Annotated in this window: 8 protein-coding genes; 3 read left to right on the top strand and 5 right to left on the bottom strand. The window is 58.5% G+C overall.

The window, feature by feature from the left end; translation table 11 throughout:
* Nucleotides 1–121: 121 nt before the first annotated feature.
* Complete coding sequence (locus tag ACIPIZ_RS19945; protein WP_401166922.1) at nucleotides 122–1,741, top strand: FMN-binding glutamate synthase family protein; 1,620 nt, start codon at nucleotides 122–124, stop codon at nucleotides 1,739–1,741.
* Nucleotides 1,742–1,882: 141 nt separating this feature from the next.
* Here the strand turns inward: ACIPIZ_RS19945 and ACIPIZ_RS19940 are convergent, their stop codons facing one another.
* On the bottom strand, nucleotides 1,883–3,304 hold the full coding sequence (locus tag ACIPIZ_RS19940) for an amino acid permease (RefSeq protein WP_105707158.1): 1,422 nt from the start codon (nucleotides 3,302–3,304) through the stop codon (nucleotides 1,883–1,885).
* 655 nt (nucleotides 3,305–3,959) lie between these two features.
* On the opposite strand from ACIPIZ_RS19940, the gene ACIPIZ_RS19935 reads away from it, so the two are divergent.
* Nucleotides 3,960–7,073, top strand: a complete 3,114-nt coding sequence (locus tag ACIPIZ_RS19935; protein WP_122662956.1) for a transglycosylase domain-containing protein — start codon at nucleotides 3,960–3,962, stop codon at nucleotides 7,071–7,073.
* A gap of 165 nt (nucleotides 7,074–7,238) precedes the next feature.
* Nucleotides 7,239–11,921, top strand: coding sequence for a dermonecrotic toxin domain-containing protein (locus ACIPIZ_RS19930; protein WP_401166918.1), 4,683 nt, complete (start codon nucleotides 7,239–7,241; stop codon nucleotides 11,919–11,921).
* Nucleotides 11,922–11,974: 53 nt separating this feature from the next.
* On the opposite strand, the gene ACIPIZ_RS19925 is transcribed toward ACIPIZ_RS19930, so the two are convergent.
* The 4 genes from ACIPIZ_RS19925 to ACIPIZ_RS19910 are packed head-to-tail and all read right to left on the bottom strand — an operon-like array spanning nucleotide 11,975 to nucleotide 17,109.
* Entirely contained in the window at nucleotides 11,975–12,466 is a 492-nt protein-coding gene (locus ACIPIZ_RS19925; RefSeq protein WP_122662960.1) for a CS1 type fimbrial major subunit, read from the bottom strand.
* The gene (locus ACIPIZ_RS19920) at nucleotides 12,463–13,227 is read right to left on the bottom strand and encodes a molecular chaperone (protein ID WP_401166915.1); all 765 of its coding nucleotides are present in this window, start codon (nucleotides 13,225–13,227) and stop codon (nucleotides 12,463–12,465) included. The genes ACIPIZ_RS19925 and ACIPIZ_RS19920 overlap by 4 nt, the downstream gene beginning before the upstream one ends.
* Nucleotides 13,228–13,286: 59 nt before the next feature.
* Nucleotides 13,287–14,552 carry a hypothetical protein gene (locus ACIPIZ_RS19915; RefSeq protein WP_401166912.1) on the bottom strand — a complete coding sequence of 422 codons (1,266 nt, stop codon included), beginning with the start codon at nucleotides 14,550–14,552 and terminating at the stop codon, nucleotides 13,287–13,289.
* 34 nt (nucleotides 14,553–14,586) lie between these two features.
* Nucleotides 14,587–17,109, bottom strand: a complete 2,523-nt coding sequence (locus ACIPIZ_RS19910; protein WP_401166910.1) for a CS1-pili formation C-terminal domain-containing protein — start codon at nucleotides 17,107–17,109, stop codon at nucleotides 14,587–14,589.
* Nucleotides 17,110–17,178 lie beyond the last annotated feature (69 nt).

The raw sequence follows: 17,178 nt of genomic DNA, 5'->3' as shown, positions 1-17,178 counted from the left end.
CGGGTCAGTCAAATCATTTGTAGCTGATATACCGCTATCGCGAGCAGGCTCACTCCTACAGGGGAATGTGTTTATTCCTCAATCTTCGCTGATTATTCCGAGTCCGAACCAAGGAAACCGTATGAGCCTGTCACTCCTGAGCCGCTACGCCTTCTTTGCCGTCTGCGTGATTTTCACCCTCGCCAGCCTGCCTTTTCTCGAACATGACTGGCTGTGGCCGATCACCGTCGTCACCGGCGTGCTGAGCCTGCTCGGCGTGTTCGACCTGTTGCAAAGCCCCCACGCAGTGCGACGCAACTACCCGATCCTCGGCAACATCCGCTATCTGGTTGAAGGCATCCGCCCCGAGATCCGCCAATACTTGCTCGAATCCGACAGCGACGCCTTGCCCTTCTCCCGAGCCCAGCGCTCGCTGGTCTATTCGCGCGCGAAAAACGAAAGCGCCGACAAGCCCTTCGGCACACTGATCGATGTCTACCAGGCGGGCTTTGAATTCATCGGCCACTCGATGCGCCCGGCGCCGCTGAGCGATCCGAGCAGTTTCCGCGTCACCGTCGGCGGTCCGCAATGCACGCAGCCGTACTCGGCATCGGTGTTCAACATCTCGGCGATGAGCTTCGGCTCGCTGAGTGCCAACGCGATCCGTGCACTCAACCAAGGCGCGAAACTCGGCAATTTCGCCCACGATACCGGCGAAGGCAGCATCAGCCCGTATCACCGCGAACACGGCGGCGACCTGACCTGGGAACTGGGCAGCGGCTACTTCGGTTGCCGCACCAGCGATGGCCGTTTCGACCCGGAACGCTTCGCCACCCAGGCACAGAATCCACAAGTGCGAATGATCGAAATCAAGATGAGCCAGGGTGCCAAACCCGGCCACGGCGGCATCCTGCCCAAGCATAAAGTCACCAGGGAAATCGCCGAGACTCGCGGCATCATGATGGGCGAAGACTGTGTGTCGCCGTCACGCCACAGCGCGTTTTCCACGCCGATCGAGATGATGCATTTCATCCAGGAACTGCGTGAACTGTCTGGCGGCAAACCGGTGGGTTTCAAGTTCTGCCTCGGCCATCCGTGGGAATTCATGGGCATCGCCAAGGCCATGCTGGAAACCGGCATCCTTCCGGATTTCATTGTCGTCGACGGCAAGGAAGGCGGCACCGGCGCCGCCCCGGTGGAGTTCACCGACCACATCGGCGTACCGATGCGCGAAGGCCTGCTGTTCGTGCACAACACCCTGGTCGGCCTGAATCTGCGCGACAAGATCAAGCTCGGCGCCAGCGGCAAGATCGTCAGTGCCTTCGACATCGCCAGCGTGCTGGCCATCGGCGCAGACTGGGCCAACTCTGCACGCGGCTTCATGTTCGCGATCGGCTGCATCCAGTCACAAAGCTGCCACACCAACAAATGCCCGACCGGCGTCGCCACTCAGGACGCTTTGCGCCAGCGTGCGCTGGTGGTTCCGGACAAAGCGCAGCGTGTGTTCAATTTCCATCGCAGCACATTGAAAGCCTTGGCGGAAATGCTGGCCGCCGCAGGTCTTGAACAACCATCGCAACTGTCGGCCAAACATCTGGTGCGGCGCATGTCGGCGACTGAAATCAAACTGTTCTCGCAGTTGCACGTGTTCCTCAAACCGGGGGAGTTGCTCACTGGAGAGGTGAACGGCGAATTTTATTCGCGGATGTGGCAGATGGCGCGGGCGGACAGTTTCGAGCCAAACGAAATCGCCGCAGCATAAGCTGAAAAGCGTCAGTCTGTTCGACAGGCTGGCGCTTCATACCTCACGGTTGCGAAACAGTACAAAGCGAAAAAACAGTACGGCTCGCCCACAAAAAAGCCCCGACCTTGCGACCGGGGCTTTGATTTCAGCGTCTACAACTTACGAAGCCGAGCGCGCCGCAACTTGCGAATCACCGGTCGGTTGCAACTTGAACACATAGAACAACACCGTCAGCAGCACCAGGAACGCCGGGCCGATATACAGCGCCACGCGGGTGTCCGGGAAGTACGCCATCAGGCCGACCACCAGCACCAGAAATGCCAGTGCGAAGTACGAGCTCACCGGGTACAGCCACATCTTGTATTTGAGGCCGGCACGCTCGCTGGCGCTCAGGCCTTTGCGGAATTTCAGCTGAGCCAGCAGGATCATCACCCAGGTCCAGATCGCACCGAAGGTGGCAATCGAAGTCACCCAGACGAAGACTTTTTCCGGCACCAGATAGTTGAGCATTACGCCCAGGAGCAATACCGCGATCGACAACAGCAGCGCACGACGCGGCACACCGTTGTTGGAGGTTTTGGCGAAACCGGCCGGCGCCTGGCCGTTCTGCGCCAGGCTATAGAGCATGCGCCCGGTGCTGAAAATGCCGCCGTTGCACGACGACAGCGCGGCGGTGATCACCACGAAGTTGATGATGCCGGCGGCGGTCTTGATGCCCAGACGTTCGAAGGTCATCACAAACGGGCTGCCCTGGGTGCCGATTTCATTCCACGGATAGATCGAAAGGATCACGAACAACGCACCGACGTAGAACAGCAGAATCCGCCAGAACACCGAGCCGATCGCATCGGGAATGGTCTTCTGCGGGTTCTTGGCTTCACCGGCGGTCAGGCCGATCATCTCGACGCCGAGGTAGGCGAACATGACCATTTGCAAGGACATCAGCACACCGGTCACGCCGTTGGGCATGAAGCCGCCATGGGCCCACAGGTTGGAGATGCCCAGCGCCACGCCGTCATTGCCGAAGCCGAAAGCAATAATGCCGACCCCGCCAATGACCATGGCGATGATCGTGACGATCTTGATCAGGGCAAACCAGAATTCGAACTCACCGAAGGCCTTCACCGCGATCAGGTTGATCGAACCCATGCTGACCAGCGCCGCGAGGGCCCAGATCCAGCGCGGTACATCGGGGAACCAGATGCCCATGTACACCGCCACCGCAGTGATTTCCGCGACGCAGGTCACCAGCCACAGGAACCAGTAGTTCCAGCCAGTGAGGAAGCCGGCCAACGGGCCGAGATAGTCTTGCGCGTAACGGCTGAACGAACCGGCCACCGGGTTGTGCACAGCCATCTCGCCGAGGGCGCGCATGATTACCAGGATCGCCAGGCCACCAAGGATGTAGGAAATCATGATCGCCGGGCCGGCCATTTCGATGGCCTTGGCCGAGCCTAGAAACAGACCGACACCGATACAGGCGCCGAGCGCCATCAAGCGAATATGCCGTTCGCCGAGTTCGCGTTTGAGCGGACCGCCCTGAGCGGTTTCGCCGTGAGGCAGGTGATTGCCGACTGGCATAGGGGTGCAACCTCGTCTTGTTATTGGATATGACCACCGAGTGTCGAAGCCTCGACCGATAAGCCTTGGCTGCTGTGAAACCGCGCTTGCCTCGTGGGCAGACGCGTCTTGTAGGACAAAACCTGCAAGATCAGCGGGGCGTGCAGTATAAAAAGCCTTGGGCAGGATTTTTCACTCTATAAACCACAACATTCAGCGACAACTCTCGGCAAAAGCCCGGTTTACGGAGAGGCATTCCCTGGGTTTCGCAGGAATTTTCACCGCTGAAAAAGGCGGCGAGTATTGCACAGCATTGGTGCACCGTCATGCCCCTGCCTAAGTGCAATTGATCCTGCAAAGGCTCTAACTCAGAACTCTCTGACTCACATTGCCCCTGTGGTGAGGGGATTTATCCCCGATGGGCTGCGAAGCGGTCCCAAAACCAGTCACTGCAGATTGTCTGACACACCGCGGTGACTGGTTTTGCGTCTGCTACGCAGCCGAACGGGGATAAATCCCCTCGCCACAAATCTCCAAACCTCAAAGCCATCTGCTCGACTTCCAGATTTGTTCAGCACTTCCCCTCCCCCAACCCTTCACAATTTTTTCACCAGCGCCAACCACCGTCTAAGCTTCAGACAAGTCCGATCAATCTGTGTGGATGGATCAATCGACTATGGGCGCTTTGTGGCAAACCGATTCGAGTAAAACCGTGGTTCCGACTGAACGTGTGGATCAAGCGCCTGTCCCCGATAAACCACGCCGCCCTCGGCATGGCTGGAAGGCATTCTGGTTGTTGCTGTTGATTATCGCGATCGTGGCAGGACTGGCTGCGTCCAAAGAAATGCGCACCTCGCGCTTCCAGTCCGCTGAAGTCAGCAAGTACGCTTCTTCGCTGACCTACAAGCTGGAACCAGGTCCCAGTGAAGCGATCCGTTACCCCGGCAATGGTCCGTTCGATTTACGTCTGGGCTACAGCTCTCTCGATGAATTCCTGCCGCGCCTGCTCAAGCGCAGTTACGTGATCAGCGAGCAAACGCGTTTTTCTCCGGCCTTGCTCAGCTACACCGACAAAGGTCTGTTCGTGCCGTATTCGGAAAAAATCCAGGCTGGCCTGACCATCACTGATTGCCGCGCTGCGCCGCTGTACAAATACAACTATCCGCAGCAGCTGTATCCCAGCTTCGCGGCGATACCACCCGTGGTCGTCAGCAGTCTGTTGTTCATTGAAAACCGCTTCCTGCTCGACCCCAAACAGCCCCGCGCCAATCCGGCAGTGGATTGGCCCCGCTTCGGCATGGCTGCGTGGTCGCAGGTGGCGAAATTACTACACCTGCCCGGTCAGTCGGCTGGCGGCAGTACGCTGGCGACGCAACTGGAAAAATACCGCCACTCACCGGAGGGTCTGACGGTGTCCGGTGCGGAGAAAATCCGCCAGATGATTTCCGCCAGCGTGCGCGCCTATCAGCCTGGCCCGCAAACCCTCGGCGCACGGCAGAACATCGTCCGCGATTACCTCAACAGCGTGCCATTGTCGGCGGTGCCGGGGCACGGTGAAGTGCACGGCATGGCGGAAGGCTTGCGGGTCTGGTACGGCAGTGATTTCACCAAGGCCAACGAGCAACTGAACAGCCCGGCCACCGATCCGCAATCCATGGCCGACAAAGGCCTGGCCTTGCGCGAAATGCTTTCGCTGATGATCGCCCAGCGGCGCCCTTCACATTACCTGACCAAGGGCCGTGAAGAACTCGCCGACCTCACCGACAGCCACTTGCGCCTGCTCAAGCAGAACGGCGTGATCGATGCCGCAGTGGCCGATGCAGCACTGGCCAGCAAAGTCACCTACCGCGACTGGCAGACCCAACCGACCATCCAGCCTATCGAAACCAATAAAGGCATCAGCGTCGCCCGCAGCCGTCTGGCGAGCATGCTCAACCGACCGCTGTACGACCTGGACCGCCTCGATCTGTCGGCCACCAGTACCTTGCAAGGCGACTTGCAGACCCAGGCCACCGAGTACCTGAAAAAACTTGCCGACCCGGCCTTCGCCGCGCAGATCGGCTTGATGGGCGAGCGCCTGCTCACCCCGACCAGCACGACCCAGGTGCGTTACAGTTTCACCCTGTTCGAGCTGACCCCGGACGGCTCGCGGGTGCGCATCCAGACTGACAGTACCGACCAGCCGTTCGACATCAACGAAGGCAGCAAGCTGGAACTCGGCTCAACGGCGAAGATGCGGGTGCTGACCACTTATCTGCAAATCATCTCCGAACTGCACGACAAATATGGCGGCATGTCGGTACCGGAGCTGAAGAAAGTCGAAATCCCCGATCAGGATCGCCTGAGCCAGTGGGTCATCGATTACCTGGTGCAAAACAAGGATCGCGACCTGTCGAAAATGCTCGGCGCGGCGCTGGATCGCAAATATTCCGCCAGCCCTGGCGAGGCGTTTTTCACCGGTGGCGGTTTGCACGTGTTTCACAACTTTCGCAAGGAGGACAACGGTCGCATACCGACGCTGCGCGATGCGCTTCGTGAATCGATCAACTTGCCGTTCATTCGCCTGATGCGCGATGTGGTGCGCTACGTCACCTACTCCGGCCCCAACAGCAGCGCCGAATTGCTCAAGGATGATCGTGACCCGCGCCGTCAGGAATACCTGGCCAGTTTCGCCGACCGCGAAGGCACCTCGTTCCTGCTCAAATTCTGGAAGAAATACAAAAACAAGGACACCCAGGCACGGCTTGATACTTTCCTCGACAGCATGCGTCCAACGCCGATCCGCATGGCCGCCGTGCACCGTTATCTGTTGCCAGATGCCAGTCAGGAAGACTTCAATACCTTCGTGCGCGCGCACCTCAAAGGCGCCAGGCTCAATGAAAAACTCACCGACGATCGCCTGATCCGCCTCTACGATTCCTATGGCCCCGGCAGCTACGACCTGCCGGATCAAGGCTTCATCGCCAAGGTTCACCCTCTCGACCTGTGGTTGATGGGCTACTTGCTGCACAACCCCGACGCGACGTTCAGCCAAATCGTCAAGGCCAGCCAGTTCGAGCGTCAGGAAGTCTACAGCTGGCTGTTCAAGAGCAAGCACAAAGGCGCCCGCGACAGTCGTATCCGCACCATGCTCGAGATCGAAGCGTTCCTGGAGATTCACCAGCGCTGGCAGAAGGTCGGCTATCCGTTCGACCATCTCGTACCATCGCTGGCGACTGCGATCGGTAGCTCTGGCGATCGCCCTGCGGCATTGGCCGAACTGATCGGCACCATCCTCAACGACGGCGTACGCATGCCGACGCTGCGTATCGACAGCCTGCACTTTGCCGCAGACACCCCGTACGAAACACGCTTGACCAACGACCCCCACGTCGGCAAACGAGTGATGCCATCGGAAGTCGCCACGGCCATGCGCGAGGCGCTCTCGCAAGTGGTGGATTCAGGCACGGCGAAACGTGTTTCCGGCAGTTTCAAAATCGCCGACGGCACGCCACTGGTCATGGGTGGCAAGACCGGGACGGGTGACAACCGCATCGAAGCCATAGGTTCCGGCGGACGCATTCTCAGCTCGAAATCCATCAACCGCACTGCGACCTTTGTGTTCTACATCGGCAACAATCATTTCGGCACGTTGACCGCCTTCGTGCCTGGGCGCTCGGCGGAAAACTTCAAATTCACCTCGGCACTGCCGGTGCAGGTGCTCAAGGGTATGGCGCCGATCCTGTCACCGTACTTGCAACCGGGCACGCACACGATGTGCCAGACGCCGGAGGTCACCGCAGCGCGTTGATGCACAGAACGCTTGCGCCGTGGCGATAACATTGTATTTTTCACACCTTGATTTTCGACGCCAGACATCGAATTCAGTGCAGTTCCAAACAGTTTTTTGCGCTTTTTCAGGTGAGTGTTGTTGCCTAGTCTGATTGTCCCATTCTGATCAAGGACGATCACCTCAATGCCCCTCATTCCCTTGCCTGGGCGACCGCCCGCACCCTCAACGCTGGCGCCTGCCGATGCCAGCGTTCATTACGAGACAATCGAAAAAGCCCTTCCAGCCTGGCTGCTGAGCAGTAATGCGGCGCGCATCAAGCAGTTGAAAAATACCCGCGCGACCCTTGCACAGTGGCATCGAGAGGCTTCGACCCGGGATCACCAGCGCCTGAAAAACGACCTGCAACTGGCCTGGAAAAGCCAGAACGGCGTCGATAGCGCACTGAGCAACCTGCAAGACGTCTACGCCTTTGCCAAACCCTTGTTGCAGGAGGCGCTTAAGCAGCGCTTTGCTGTCGAGGATGACGTCGAGCACACCTGGCTGCGCTTGTATGCGCCAGTGAATACATCATGGTGGACGCATGACTTCGCTGCCGGAACGAAAAGCCGCACCGTCTCTCTGCTGGATGCTGCGCTGCATAATTTTTCCCGTAACGAAGTCTTCAGCAAGGACTCGGAGTTCATTACTCGCCCTGACGCCAATGGGCATTTCAGCGTTAAGCCACTTAAACACAAACTGACGGTCGAACAATTCAAGTCACTGTGTCGGGAACTGGATCTCGGTGCTCGCTACGAAAAGCATTTGCATGCATTTCTACTGCCGTCCGATGGCGTTGCAAAGCAGGTTTTACGACACAAAGTCGTGCTCAGCCAAAAGTCCGCGATGAATGTTGCCGCCCGTATGGCGCTGATTAAAAAAGACCTCAGCGAGGATGCCTACCACGTTGTCAAAGGCATGCTGGATGACCGCCGCAACCTGCAATGGAACGGTCAACCGGTCGATTATTACAACCTTGCCCTGATGGACGTGACGTTGACCGGGATTGTCCTCATCATCCCTGATGCAGGCAGCGCGAAAGCTCCTGTCCCGATAATTGCCTACGTTCCCCACGACCCTGAACATCCGTTCAAGCAATACGCCTCGGCGCTCGAATTCATGAGCGAGCTCACCCGGCAATTGCGCAACAAGTCCTCGCCGGCAAGCTATCAGACGTTCTTCAGCCAGTTCGTCAATCAGCAACAGCGTGGGCATTTCTTTTCACGTTTGAACGACCGCCTGAGCCGGGTTAAATGGCAACCCGCATCGCCAGGTTCCAACGCACCGAGCTGGCGCGATACACCGGTGGACAACCCCAATCTGCAATTCAGCCTGTTGCGGTTCCGGGATGATCGCGAGACTCGTTTCAACGGTGATCTATGGGGTTATCTGTATCGCCAAAAGCTCAACAAAATCCTTGGTGACGCTGCAGAGATTGCGATTTCCACCGCCTACGCCGATCAAATGGCGCGCTGGGCCTGGTGGGACAATCTGGAGAAACTGCTCTCGGACATTTTCAACGTAGCACTGCTGGTGGTAACACCGTTCGTACCCTTTGTGGGCGAGCTGATGCTGGCTTACACCACCTATCAATTGCTTGATGGCGCATTCGAAGGAGTGGTGGATATGGCCGAAGGACACTTTGCCGAGGCGGGTGAGCAAGCGATCGGCATACTCGAAAGCGTTGTTCAGTTGGGTGCGTTCGCCGCCGGAGCCACCCTCGGTCATGTCGCCCGGTTCAAGTTGTCGCCGTTCATCGAGGGCATGAAGCCGGTGCAACTGGCGGACGGCCAGACGCGCTTGTGGAATCCTGACCTGACGCCCTATCGCTTGCCCGATCAGGCCCTGCCGACAACCGTAACGCCCGATGCACAAGGGTTGCATTCGGTGGGCGACAAACAGCTGCTGCGGCTCGATAAGCATCTGTTTGAAGTAAAGCAGGATCGGCTTACCGGCCAGCATCGCATTCGCCACCCGCAGCGGCCCCGCGCCTACTCGCCTGCTCTCGTGCACAACGCCCGTGGCGCCTGGGTCTGCGAAACGGAAAACCCGCGACAGTGGTCCGCTACGCAACTGATGCGCCGGGTCGTCCATGGCACTGAAGGTTCAAGCGATACGCAACTGGAACAGATTCGTCTGTTTACCGGCACCGAAGAGAACACGCTGCGTCGCATGCATGTTGAAAACACTCCACCTCCGCCCTTGTTGCTCGACACCCTGATACACCTGGGTATGGCGCCAGATGAGGTCGCACCAGCACCGTCGCTACCCGCCCGACAAGTGTTGGTGGATTGTCCGCAACTCACGTCCGTCCTTGCAGAACGTGTCATTACCCAGGCGCGGCCGATGGAGTTGCAGCAGATTGCCCTGCGCCGTCGTTTGCCGCTGCGCTTGAGAACATTGGCGCGCGAGGTGCAATTCGAACTGCAATCGGTCAGGGCCGCCCAGGGCTTGCAGCTCGAAACGCTGAGCAACGTCGACAGCGAGCGTCTGATTCTCGGGACCTTGCGCCACTACAGCGACACTTTTGGAGCCCTGCGGATCGAGATCCGTGATGGCGCTTTCGATGGCGAGTTACGCTGCAGCGCCGGTAGCGATTCAGCCGAACAGGTTCGAGTGCTGGTGCGGCTCGCGACAGACCGCTACCAAGTGCGCGATGGCGAAAATCGTCCCATCCACGACACGAGTGGTCTGTATGAATCGATCCTTCACGCCATCGACAAGGACGGCGGCAGTGTCCTGGGTTACCGGCCGAGCGAGATTGAACCCTTCAAACAGTGGATTCTCGCCAAGACCACGGCGCTGAGTGAGCGCCGCACGCTGCTCGCCAGCCCACCGATACGCCCGGTGGCTGAATACGACACATTGTTTCTGGTGCGTGGCGCAGGCTTGACCAAAAATGCCGTCACCCTGCAGGAGCGCATCGAGGATCTGCACCCGCATTTCAGCCCGCATGAAGTCAACGTATTTGCTGAAGCCCTGACCGAGCAAGGCGAACCGCTCAAAGCCATTGAAACTCAGGCAAAGGATCTCGATGAGCTGCGCAATATCGTTCATCGCTGGCGTTACCAGCAACCGGAGACCTGGGGGCCGCATAGTCAGAGCTTTCGCGACGATGGCGGGCTGCATATTTATGAGCGTCTGCTCGACTGTTTCGAACGCAAGAATGAGGACCTCGGCAACCGCGCAGATCCCACGTCTTACACCCTCGACCTCTCGCGGGAAATGCTGCCACTGGACCTGCAGACCTGGTGGGCAAAGCGGCCGGTTTTGAAGAAATTCCTCGACAAAGTCACCGTGCTGAAACTCGACAACACACGGTTTGCCACTGACCCGTCCAGCCTGCTCAAAGACTTCCCGCACCTGATCGAGCTCAGTGCCAAAGGTTGTGGCCTGACACGTTTGCCAGACCAGATAGGTTCTTCGGTGCGTCGGCTCGAGCGCCTTCGCTTGAGCGATAACCAGATCGTCCTGGATCCCGCCGCCGTCGCGCGCCTGCGCAGCCTGACTTATCTGGAAGTGTTGAAACTTGACAACAATCCATTGAATTTGTCGCCCGACCTCACACGCATGCCTCGCCTCAAGGTGATCACACTGAGAAATACCGGGCTGACCGCCTGGCCCGAAGGAACGCTGGCCAAGCCCCGCCCGCGTGGTTTTCTCCTCGACTTGCGCGACAATCCGCTTTCCCGATTGCCTGAAGTCGCGACGGGGTCCGATGCGCAATGGCTGGTGGCACGCACGCGACTCGACGTCGCCGGGTTGTCGGAAATCAACCAGTTGCGCTATCAGGCACACCGTCGCTCGATGGCCCTGCCTCCCGAGCCTCTCATACCGCTTGGTCATGCGGAAAACACCTCGATCGTCTCGACCTACGGCGCCGATTACTGGGGCGACGTTCCAGGCTGGGGCGTAAACCGCGAGACACCTTGGGCCGAACTGGTCGAAGAGCCCGCCGCCCAGCCGTTCATGGCGACCTTGCTCAGTGTTCGGGACTTTGCCGATTACCGCGCCGGAGGGGCCGTTCGCGATCAACTGATGCAACGCGTCTGGCGCATGCTCGACGCCGTGCACGTTGACACTCGTCTGCGGGAAAAACTCTTCACCATGGTGGTCGCACCGGTTGACTGCGCCGATGCCGGAGCGCAGCTGTTCAACCATATGGGCATCAACGTCCTGGCTTTCGAAGCACGTGCCTACTCCATCGGTCCGGCAGAGCTTGAGCTGAAACTGGTGACACTGGCACAAGGTGCGGCGCGACTGGAGCATGTCAACGAGATTGCCCGGGCCGACGTCGCGAGCCGTGGCGGCAACCCCGATGACGTTGAAATCTACCTGGCGTATCAGACGGGACTGGCCAAACGCCTCGGTCTGCCCTGGCAGTCCGAAGGCATGCTTTACCGACAGGTGTCCGGCGTCTCGGACGCGATGATTGATCAGGCGTATGACACCGTACTGGCGCTGGGTGAAGGTGACGGCCTGGTAAACGCGATGCTCGAACTCGATTTCTGGACGCAATACCTGAGCGACAAATACCCGGTGCGCAGCGAAAGCAATAAACGTCTGTATCAAGCCAGATATGAACGGCTTGAAAGCCTGCGCGAAACCCAGCGCCAATGGGTTGAATCAACCTCGGACGACGATCGCGCAACGCTTCGGGAGCAACTCAACGCATTGATCAACGAATTATCGGTGCCGCCGACCGTGGTGTTTGACGAAGCCCCCATCAGCGACGCGGTATTCGACCGTTTACTGATCGATCTGGGCGATGACGAAAAGGAGCTCGCGCGACGTTTGACCCGTGAAGCATTGAAGCGCGCCGGACTTTGATTCCGACGTAAAAGTCCTGGGTCTGTTCATTGAAACCGGACAGACCTGCGAACTCAGGGCGCCGCCGCATTGAATATCAGGTGCACGTTGCCGTAATAATTTCCCGGCTTGTAGCCACCGGCGGGCACGATCGGCTGAATATCCAGCACGTAACGCCCTCCGGCCCTGGCCTGCTCGGCGGAAAGCACCTGACGCGGCGTCGCATGAGTCAGCACGGTACCGGCAAAGCTGACACGCAAATAGATGTTTTGCTCGTCACGGCCATTGGACAGGTAGGGTTCACTGTCCAGCCGGGCCTCGATCGCACTGGTGTCATGCCTGACATCAAAGTGCTTGCGCACGCCGCCCAGGGTTTTCGTACTGACATTCCACGGCAGAATCTGCGCGCGATGAATCCAGTCCGTCTCGGCCGGTATGACGTAAAAACCCAGCGTCGGAATGTCCACCGACACCTGGAACCGGTGCTCCTCGCGCGCCGCAAATAGCCCGGCACTGAACAACGTCAGAACGCCCGCGCACAAGGCAATGAACGATTGCTTGATCATCTCAGGTCATCCCGTGATGAGTTGCCGGCGACGCGCAAAGTCTTTTTGCTGTCGCCCTCGACCAGATTGAAGCGATATTCGCGTCCGGGCTTCTTGTCGAATTCGAAACTGTTACCAGCGCGGATGTGGTGTTTGGTGGTCGGCTCGCAGGCGTTTTCGTCCTTCAGGGCACAATTGCGAAACTCATCGACCACCACCACAGTGTTGCCGTTGTTACGCACTCGATACGTCGTTGGCGCATCTTCGATCACGCTGTCGAATCGGCTGTTTTTCGGGCGCACAAAGAACACCGTACCGAAACCGGTCATGACGTTGACCCCGGCAGACAAGTTGTTTTTGTATTCGTCACGCTCTTCGGCGGAGACTGCGAATTCATCTTCCTTTTCCGGCACCACCGGGATGAAGCGCACACGGAAATAGCGCTCGGTGTCACGCGCGCCCATCAGCAGAAGGCGTGTGCCCTGCATGCCATTGGCCGGCACGATCAGCCGTGCGGGGCTGGCCATCAGGCCATCACGACTGGCCATGTCCGCCTGGTTTCCGACCTCGATTTCCCGCGACGTACCGTCGGCCTCATAGACGATTTCGAGGATGTTGACCTTGACGAATGCAGTGCTGTCACCGCTGTTGAACACCCGTTTCAGGTAGGTGCTTTTATCGCCGTCGAGGTAGTCGTACACCGTACCGACGTTGATCTGCGGCCCGGCATGAAGACCGAGGGAAAACCCGCTCAACCCAATTAATAACAACAAACGTTTCATCACCTTGCTTCCTTGGTCGTTGAACACAGTGCTGGCTCGACTCACCGATACACAGCCCATCAGATATCCGAATCCCAATACACCACGACAACACCGGAATAGCTGCCGCCTCTGCCTTCACCGGGCCTTAGCATGTTTGCCATCGAATGCGGCGGGACTTCGAAATGCAGGGTTCCCGGTGCCCGATCCACATAGAAGCCGGGTTTGAAATACTGCTCATTCCCTGCGCCCGGCTTCAGTCGCACGCGCCTCACAGGTTGGCCGGAAAGATCGGTTATGCCATTGGGCAGGCTGACAAAAACGAACAGTTCGACCCGTCGGTTAACCTCGGAATCTTCCAGTGCGCATTCGCCATTAAATCCGGGCCCGCAACCTATAAACATCTTGAAACGTGACGACGCCCAGATGTTGAAGGTCTGATCGCGGAACAGGCTGACCGGCCGCCGCCCGGCGTGCAGCCAGCTCTGCCAGCCGCCGACGGGCACCAGCTGGATTTTCTCGCCACCGGGGGGGATTTCGACTTTCAGGGTGTGCTGAACCTCAAGATTGAAATCGAGGGTCAATTCAGGGTCATTCGGAATCATGACGTCGCCGAAGTCGAAGTCTGCCCCAGGGCCAAGGCGATAACTCAAGCTCCCGGTGTAATTCCCCGACGACATGTCCAATGGATTTGGCGTACGCAGTTCGTAGGCAAAATCCAGATAGGTGTAGCTCATGGCAGGGATTGGAAAGTTGGCGACTTTCACGCAGGGGCTTTCGTTTGGGGTTAACCAGAAAAAAGCGTAGGTTTTCTCCGAAAAAAAACCGACCCCGGTGGTTTGACAGGGAGGTGCCGGATTCACCCAGCTCGAGCCTTTCCATAACGCAGTGTGCCCATCCTCTGCGTTCGAGGCGCCGGTTAATTTGGCAGCTGTATCACTCAACTCATAATTGGAACTGATGCCAGCAATACGTACTTCGACACGCTTGACGTCTCCGGTATCCACATTCGTGACCAACAACGACCGCCACCCTGCCGGCGCCTTGAACATGGCACTGTTACGTGAATCAGCATTGGCCTGCATGGCTTTGTTCGACTCGACGCGTGTCATCAGGCGGATACTGAAAATATTGCTCCTGGCACATATATCGGGGTAGTACTCACAGTAACCACTGGGCGGCGTCTTGTTGACGAACTCATTACGTTGCGGATTGGAGGAGTCAGGCGTGAACAACGCCTTGATTTCCTGGGTCACCGCTCCCGCCGAAGGTGACGTCAACATCGCCAGCAACCCCAGCAGTGAGCCACGGTACCGCCATCGCGGCGAAAAAATATTCAGGGTCATGATTGCACTCTGTGAAGGATCAATACTGGAGTCATCAGCCGGCCTTCTGCTGACTGATGCTGGCCTCGGCCAACGTGTCCGGCGAGCAGCGCAGATCTCCGATCATCAACACGTTGTTTTCACTACGATGCCTGTCGACATCAAGACGGAATTGACACAACAACTGGTCGGCGTAGCGCACTTGCAGGGTGGGCGAGCCGGCATGCATCTCCATCGAGAAAAACCCGTCGACTTCGCTGACGCCACGGCTGGCGTGATTGATCACGTGATGCCCCTTGAGCGGCCGTCCTTGTGGGTCGACGAGGCGACCAAGTACGGTCAGGGTTTTCATCACGCGCACCTTGCGGTACTCCACGCCGCCCTTGTTCAGGTGATAACGGGTACGCGACGGTTCGATACTCGCCGCCGGGACGTGATTGCCGTCAAAGTCGAAGCTCACCGAACTATTGCGGTAGGCAGTGAGCGGTATGAAGTTGCGTCCGGGGTGCAGAGCCGCGCTGCCGCCACTGAGATCGTCGGCGCGCAGGGATATGCCGGCAATGTCCGACTCGACATCGACGATCATGCCCGCGCCGCGCCCATGGTGCTGGCTGGTCATCACCAGCTGTCGGGCGCCAATCACCACGGTGCTGTCGAGGTTTACCCCACCGGTGAAGTTGCCGTTGTAAGAAGAGCGCTGCAGGAAGCCGTCGCCATTGAGCGTGTCGGTGCGAAAGTTCGCCAGGCTGGCCAGGCCGACACCATAAGTGTCGGTCAGCGCCGTCACCGACACACTTTGCAGTACATGGTCTTGCAGGTCCTTGCGATAACCCACCGAGGCATTGTTGTCACGGCTGCCATCGCGCGCGGTGCGGCTGCCGATGCTGCCGGATATTTGCTGGCCTGCCCCGCCCAACGCCATGCTGACACTAAGGTCGACGCCGCGATTGCGTGCATCGCCACTGCTGTAACTGCCCGGTCGATCAAACAACGACAGCCGCCAATTGGCGTCGCTGCCGAATAGTTCGGTACGCTGCGACCAGCCCAGATCGGCGCCGACCCCTTCAACATTGCCCTCGCTGTGGGACACCCGCGCACTCAGCGAGTTTTTGCGGCTGATCCGGTGACTGAGCGCCAGCGACGAATTGCTGGTCTCGCCGGTGAAGACGTTGCGTTGGCGTACACGCGTACCGTCGGGTAGCGTGTCGTAGGTATTGCGGGTGTCGAGCCAACTGCGATTGTGGCTGATCACCAGACTCCCGGCGCCGTAGTTGTATAACCCCTGCAAATCAACGCCGGTGCCGTGATCCTCGGTCTGATAAAGATTGGCGTAAAAACTGGTGTTGTCCGCGACACTCCAGTCGATCGAGCTGCCGTATTGCAGTTTTGCGCGTACCTGGCGCGCCGACAGTCCGAGAATCACCCGCGGATGCAGCAGATAATTGATCGAGGCGCCGGCGGTCATGTCGCCGCTGTCCTGCTCTTCCCAGTTACTGAGCAGTCTGCTTTCCTGGCCGGCGAACAGGTTGTAGCGCCAGCGGTCGTCGAGGTTGCTCCAGTTGACGGGTTTGTAGATCAGCTCCTGAGTGGTCGAGGTCGTCTGACCGTCTTCGATCAAACGCACTTCCACTTCGTAGATACCGCCAGGCAGGGGCCGGGTATCAAGTGTCTGCAGGCCTGCGGGAACCGCCTGGGTATTGATCAGCAGGCCATCGCGATAGATTTCCACTGACGCCTGCCGGTTGGCCGTGACATAGATCGGATAAACACTTGGCCGGGGACTGTCCACCGCAAGGCTGTCGGAACTGCCGTACATCACGCCCACCGCCGTGTCGGGACTGGTACCGAATGAACGCGGTTGACGGGTCAGGCCTTCGGAATTGGGGGTGAAATAACCCAAGCGGAAAAAACTGCCCTGCAGTTCGCGCTGGGTATAAAGCTCATGTATTGCGTGATAGGTCTTGTCGTCCGGCCCGCCGAGACGCGCCAATTGCATGTTGAAGGTCTGACTCCAGTTACCGAGGCTGCCACTGGCCTCCAAGCCTAGCCGGCCACCCGGATCCTGGTCCTGACCGCCGTTGAAGTTGAGTTGGTTGCGCAGGATCAGTCCACTGCTGCCGCCCTCGGGCTGATCGTGAAAGCGCTGGGTCTGCAGATCGCGCTCGGCATTTTCCGTGGCAATCGAGAGCAAGGAGTTTTCCAGGTTGTAATGCACCGCCAGCAATTGCTCGGGGCATTGTCCGCTACACGCCCCCAAGGCGACTCCGGGTTTGAGAATGCTCGCCCAGGTTTCACGCTCACTGGCGCTGAAACGACTGTCGCTGGTGTCGGTAAAGTCGAGCAAGGTAATACGATCATCGCGCGACAATACAATCATTGCCTCGCCCAACGGCTGTCTATCAAGTTCCACCCGAACCGCCAATGGAACATCAAAAAAGTGCTCTTCAAAGTCTGCCGGCAAACCTTTTGCCTGCGCCAGTAAGCTTCGTGGGGTGTTATCAACTGGTGCGGGCGCCGCCAGTACGCTGGTGCATGACAGCAACGCAAGCGCAGCCGCGATGGGCGTCATCGGAAACATGAACGAATACTCTGGTTACCGGAAAGTAAAAGCCCGACCGGACAACAGACAAGTTGCCGGCCGGTTACG

Origin of the sequence: Pseudomonas sp. NPDC087690 (genome assembly GCF_044743175.1) — a bacterium.
Lineage (GTDB): Bacteria > Pseudomonadota > Gammaproteobacteria > Pseudomonadales > Pseudomonadaceae > Aquipseudomonas.
The sequence above is the reverse complement of the archived record's forward strand: the minus strand, read 5'-3'. Positions and strand labels throughout refer to the sequence as shown.

Bases quoted from the DNA above. Each gene is read 5' to 3' on its own strand.
- ACIPIZ_RS19910 (WP_401166910.1), bottom strand. From the start codon at position 17,109: ATGTTTCCGATGACGCCCATCGCGGCTGCGCTTGCGTTGCTGTCATGC.
- ACIPIZ_RS19945 (WP_401166922.1), top strand. From the start codon at position 122: ATGAGCCTGTCACTCCTGAGCCGCTACGCCTTCTTTGCCGTCTGCGTG.
- ACIPIZ_RS19915 (WP_401166912.1), bottom strand. From the start codon at position 14,552: ATGACCCTGAATATTTTTTCGCCGCGATGGCGGTACCGTGGCTCACTG.
- ACIPIZ_RS19940 (WP_105707158.1), bottom strand. From the start codon at position 3,304: ATGCCAGTCGGCAATCACCTGCCTCACGGCGAAACCGCTCAGGGCGGT.
- ACIPIZ_RS19920 (WP_401166915.1), bottom strand. From the start codon at position 13,227: ATGAAACGTTTGTTGTTATTAATTGGGTTGAGCGGGTTTTCCCTCGGT.
- ACIPIZ_RS19935 (WP_122662956.1), top strand. From the start codon at position 3,960: ATGGGCGCTTTGTGGCAAACCGATTCGAGTAAAACCGTGGTTCCGACT.
- ACIPIZ_RS19930 (WP_401166918.1), top strand. From the start codon at position 7,239: ATGCCCCTCATTCCCTTGCCTGGGCGACCGCCCGCACCCTCAACGCTG.
- ACIPIZ_RS19925 (WP_122662960.1), bottom strand. From the start codon at position 12,466: ATGATCAAGCAATCGTTCATTGCCTTGTGCGCGGGCGTTCTGACGTTG.